This window comes from Endozoicomonas sp. Z74 (assembly GCF_057680865.1).
The window spans coordinates 1-4237 of record NZ_JBLYZI010000188.1 but is presented as its reverse complement, the minus strand read 5'-3'; the positions used below and the strand labels follow the sequence as shown (position 1 = coordinate 4237).

General features: G+C 44.5%; 7 protein-coding genes and 1 pseudogene. All 8 read left to right on the top strand.

Annotation, left to right across the window (positions count from 1 at the left end; all coding sequences use genetic code 11):
- Positions 1 to 195 (top strand): IS3 family transposase (locus tag ACNRUY_RS25905; RefSeq protein ID WP_488113191.1); only part of this gene is annotated, 195 nt, incomplete at its 5' end.
- Between the two features lie 53 nt (positions 196 to 248).
- Entirely contained in the window at positions 249 to 797 is a 549-nt protein-coding gene (locus tag ACNRUY_RS25900; protein ID WP_488114555.1) for a type VI secretion system amidase effector protein Tae4, read from the top strand.
- A 279-nt stretch (positions 798 to 1076) separates the two neighbouring features.
- Positions 1077 to 1568 (top strand): MazG-related protein, encoded by a 492-nt coding sequence (locus ACNRUY_RS25895; protein WP_488114554.1) that lies wholly within the window; start codon positions 1077 to 1079, stop codon positions 1566 to 1568.
- 154 nt (positions 1569 to 1722) lie between these two features.
- On the top strand, positions 1723 to 1860 hold the full coding sequence (locus tag ACNRUY_RS25890) for a hypothetical protein (protein WP_488114553.1): 138 nt from the start codon (positions 1723 to 1725) through the stop codon (positions 1858 to 1860).
- Positions 1808 to 2137: pseudogene (locus ACNRUY_RS25885) on the top strand (IS110 family transposase); the annotation flags it as partial. The gene ACNRUY_RS25890 and the pseudogene ACNRUY_RS25885, both read left to right, overlap by 53 nt.
- A 320-nt stretch (positions 2138 to 2457) precedes the next feature.
- On the top strand, positions 2458 to 2958 hold the full coding sequence (locus ACNRUY_RS25880) for a hypothetical protein (protein WP_488114556.1): 501 nt from the start codon (positions 2458 to 2460) through the stop codon (positions 2956 to 2958).
- 193 nt (positions 2959 to 3151) lie between these two features.
- A complete protein-coding gene (locus ACNRUY_RS25875) occupies positions 3152 to 3415 on the top strand; it encodes a CopG family ribbon-helix-helix protein (protein ID WP_488114552.1) in 264 nt (87 codons plus the stop codon).
- Positions 3412 to 3636 carry a type II toxin-antitoxin system RelE/ParE family toxin gene (locus ACNRUY_RS25870; protein ID WP_488114551.1) on the top strand — a complete coding sequence of 75 codons (225 nt, stop codon included), beginning with the start codon at positions 3412 to 3414 and terminating at the stop codon, positions 3634 to 3636. The genes ACNRUY_RS25875 and ACNRUY_RS25870 overlap by 4 nt, the downstream gene beginning before the upstream one ends.
- Positions 3637 to 4237 lie beyond the last annotated feature (601 nt).

The following is a 4237-nucleotide window of genomic DNA, read 5'->3' as shown; positions in this document are numbered from 1 at the left end:
TGGGATAATGCGGCTATGGAATCGTTTTTTAGTCGACTCAAAGTTGAGTTGGTTTATGCGGAGCGGTTTCAAACACTTGATCAGGCCCGATCCAGTATCTTCGAGTACATCGAAATGTTCTATAACAGAACTCGACGTCACTCAGCACTGGGTTATCTTAGCCCTGCTAAGTTTGAAGAAGTAAATCAACAATAGGTGTCCACTTTTAGTGGGTAACACCAGCGCAACAATAAAAAATGGAGTTAATAGTGATTACGTTTAAGAAGTTATGGAACAATCACCCGACCATTACTGGAGAAGATGATCCTTGTACAACTAATGAAAGGAAGAATTTTTCTAATCAATGTGCAATACGTGTTGGGGTGTCATTAGTGAAATGTGGTGTTAAAACCACATCCATTCCGGGAGTTACACATTGTTGGCATGGACATCCAAAATCAGATGGACACGTGATCAGAGCTGAAGAACTTGCGCTTGGTCTAGAAAAGAGGCAGCTTTCAGGGTTGAAGCCGGTAATCAAGGTCTCACCAGATACATTTTCAGATACTTTAGCAAGAAAGAAAGGGATAATATTCTTTAAAGACTATTGGCAAAGAACAGTTTCAGGAAAACAAGAGTCTTTCAGAAATCGCTCAGGGGATCATATAGATATTTGGAATGGAAGTAGGATTACAGACATTACATCGTGGATGAGAATAAACCTTCGGTTTGGCTCGTTCGGGATACATAGTATCACAGATAGATTTTCAGATTTTGAAGATTCAAAAGAGGTTTGGTTCTGGGAGACTATTCAGTGAAATATGTGCTTAGTATTGTCTCTGGAGTTCTAACTGTTATTTTTTTATCGGTATTATTAACTCCTCACTTAACTGAAATATATATTAATATTTTTAATGTTCAATCAGGACCTGATGGTGAGTCAGAGCTAATAACGTTTATGATATTTTTTCAGTGGCCAATTTTCTTTGTAATCGGGTTTTTGGTTTTCTACAAAATCTATAGCAAGCGCCTAACAAAAAATTCCAGGGGACCTCGCTGACGCTCGGTCCCTGAATTTTGCGTTATGGCGCAGGGCAATGGAAGAGATGAGTGATAAAGTGGAAGTAGCCTTAAAATGGCTCAAAGGACTCCTGGAAGCTGAAGGTGTTGAGTATCAAATTGTTGGTGGGCTAGCTGCAACGATTCATGGTGGAAGTCGTGAAATCGCTGATATAGACCTTTATATCCGCAACTCTGACGCAAACAAAGTCTTGGCTCACGTATCGCAGTTCATATCTAAACCGTTAACTCACTACACTGAGTACGGCTGGGATCTAGAGTATTTCCAGTTGGTTTACCAAAGCCAGAAAATTGAAATTGGTTTATCTCAAAACACGAAGATCCAATCAGCTCTAGATGGTTCTTGGCATGAGCTTGAAATCCACTTTTCAGAGTCAGTGGTAAAACACTATCAAGGCATCGAATTGCCAGTTATTCCAGTGCATCGTCTCGTTGAGTACAAGCGAATACTGTGTAGGGAAGTCGACCTAATAGACATACAAGAACTAACTTTGAGTTCAGCGCCATAGACACAATGACTCCCGCTGAGCGATAAAAACTGGCTTCCAAATAAAACGCGGGCTAGTTTTTACCAGAGCCGCATCAGGCACGCCTGAAAAATGATCGGACGACTGCATGGACGCAGGAGGTAGAGTGAAGCAGGAGCCGGAACCGCGGCCAGCGATGAGTAAAGATAGCACCCTTTTCGTCGGTATGGATACTCACAAACAGTCCATTGCCGTCGCCTATATGGGTGGTGACCGTGAAGATGTCGTCCAGGATGTTGGTACCATCGGTACCCTGCACCGCGGCTTTTTTTAATAAAGAGCATGACCTGATGATACGTCGTCTTCAAAGCAAAGCTTCAAACCTCTTTTTTGCCTATGAGGCTGGGCCCTGTGGCTATTGGCTTTATCGGTACCTTTGCGCCAAAGGGTTTCAATGCATTGTTGCAGCACCCTCCCGGTTGCCAAAAGACAAGATTAAAACCGATCGACGGGATGCCCGAACTCTGGCCACCGCTCTGAAAAATGCCAATCTGACCCAGGTCTATGTGCCCAGTGAAGAAGATGAGTCCATGCGGGATCTTATCAGGGCCCGAACGGATATGGTCAATGACCTGAAATCCGCTAAACAACGGTTGAATAGTTTTCTGTTAAGGCACGATCAGGTTTATCACGGCAAACGATGGAGCCGCCAGCACTGGCACTGGTTATCAGAACGCATGTTTGCCACCACAGCGCAGAGTGTAGTGCTGAAGCAATACATGGATGCGGTTGAAGACCGACAAAACCACCTGCTTGACCGCGGGAGTCATATCAACAAGCGTGCTCAAGCACGCTCCAGGGCTTCGCCATTCCATTGGACCCCGCCCAGGTTGGCGTCGCTTAGCTTGCCGTTATGTTTCAGGAATAGTTCATGCGTAAATACATACCAATCATATTGCTGCTTGTGCCCACTTTGGCGTACGCCAACATGGTATGGCCTGCTCTTTACCTAGAAACACGGTTGTTTTCGTGGTGGGCTATATCGGTAGGGCTTCTAATTGAGTATCTATTTGTTCGAAAATTCCTTGGTGCGGCCGTAAAGCAAGCCGTACTAGCAACTGTGGCAGCAAATATTGCTTCAGCCGTGCTTGGAATTATTCTAATTCCTCTTTCCGGTGTAGCATGGGAGATCTTCCCTGGGTTACTGTTTTATCATCTTTTGAATATGGGCACATTTAACCCAATAACATGGGGCGCCACTTTCTTTTTAGCCTGCGCAGTTAATGTTGCCATTGAGGGTTTGGTCTATAAAAAGGCCTTTAAACTAGGCTTTCTCTATAAAAACAAATTGTTTTTTTGGTTCATGCTCGCCAATGCTGCAAGCGTTGGTGTGGCTATGGTAAGTTTAGTTATCAATCCGGTGCAGCTATGAAACACTCGAGCAGTAAGAGCAGTAAGAGCGGTTAGCAGCCTGACCTCAAAAGCAACGTATCCGTTAAAGGGTGTCAAGATCACTCCGTACTGCGTGCTCCGGCCCCCAAATGCAAGCGTTATAAATCACCTTGGCTCTGAGTTTATACTTGCACACTAAGATGTATTACATGTGAATACAGAGGTACAATCCAATGAGTGTAACTAGTATCAGGCTCGCAGATGATATCGATAAGCCCCTTGAATCCTTAGCTAACAAGCTCGACAGAAGTAAAAATTACCTTATAAATCAGGCGATAAAGGAGTTTTTGGCAAGACAGTCGCTTGAGGAATCGAGATGGTCCGATACGTTGGAGGCTCTAGAGTCTATTCAGTCAGGCAAGTCTCTTGATGAGGGGGATGTGAATGCCTGGCTAAACAGCTGGGGTACTTGTGAGCGTAAAGACCCACCTAAATGATCGAGGTTAAGTATTCTCCCGAATCAATTGAAGACCTTCAACGAGTAGTAGAATTTGTTGAAGTTAAAAATCCATACGCTGCACGAAGAATTGCAATCGACCTTCAAGAGGGTGTGTCCAGGCTCAAGCAGTTTCCCCAAATTGGTTTGCCAGTCATTAAAGCGCCTGATCTGGAAAAGTCCGAGATCTATGTTTCGGTGATTACGCAGTGCGTTACTTAATCAAAAAAAGTGCCGTTTTCATTTTTAGAATTTGGCACAATAAAGAAAGCGAGAGAAATTTATAGGCACAATGACTCCCGCTGAGTGATATAAACTGGCCTCGAATAAAACGCGGGTTCGTTTTACCAGAGCAGCATCAGGCTGTTACCACCCATTTGAAATGTCCCTTTTTCACCAGTGTGGGATGACCGGTTTTCATCAATAACCGTTAGGCCGCGACTTGATTCATTGGTCTTGATGTTATCGTCGTGAAGTTTTTGCCGTTTTCCCTCACCCCAGCCCTCTCCCAGAGGGAGAGGGGGTTAGGAGGTGCATGTTTTGCCAGTCCTCCCTTCTGGGAGTGGGTTTGGGTGAGGACAAATCCATCCGCCATTCCTACCGGGAAGGCAAGCAAAAATCACCCACTTCCTTTATTTCTTTTTCCCTTCTTCATATCCTTTCCTGCAACGCCTTCCGCTCCCTAAAGCTCAATACCCCCCTGTGTCAGGATAGATGTCGCCTCTTTTGACTCATGACTCTCTTCAATGGAGAGATGATTAAAAGAGGCAGTTATGGCTCGCTACTCCAAAGAAATGAAAGAGGCCGTCATCCAGAAGATGAT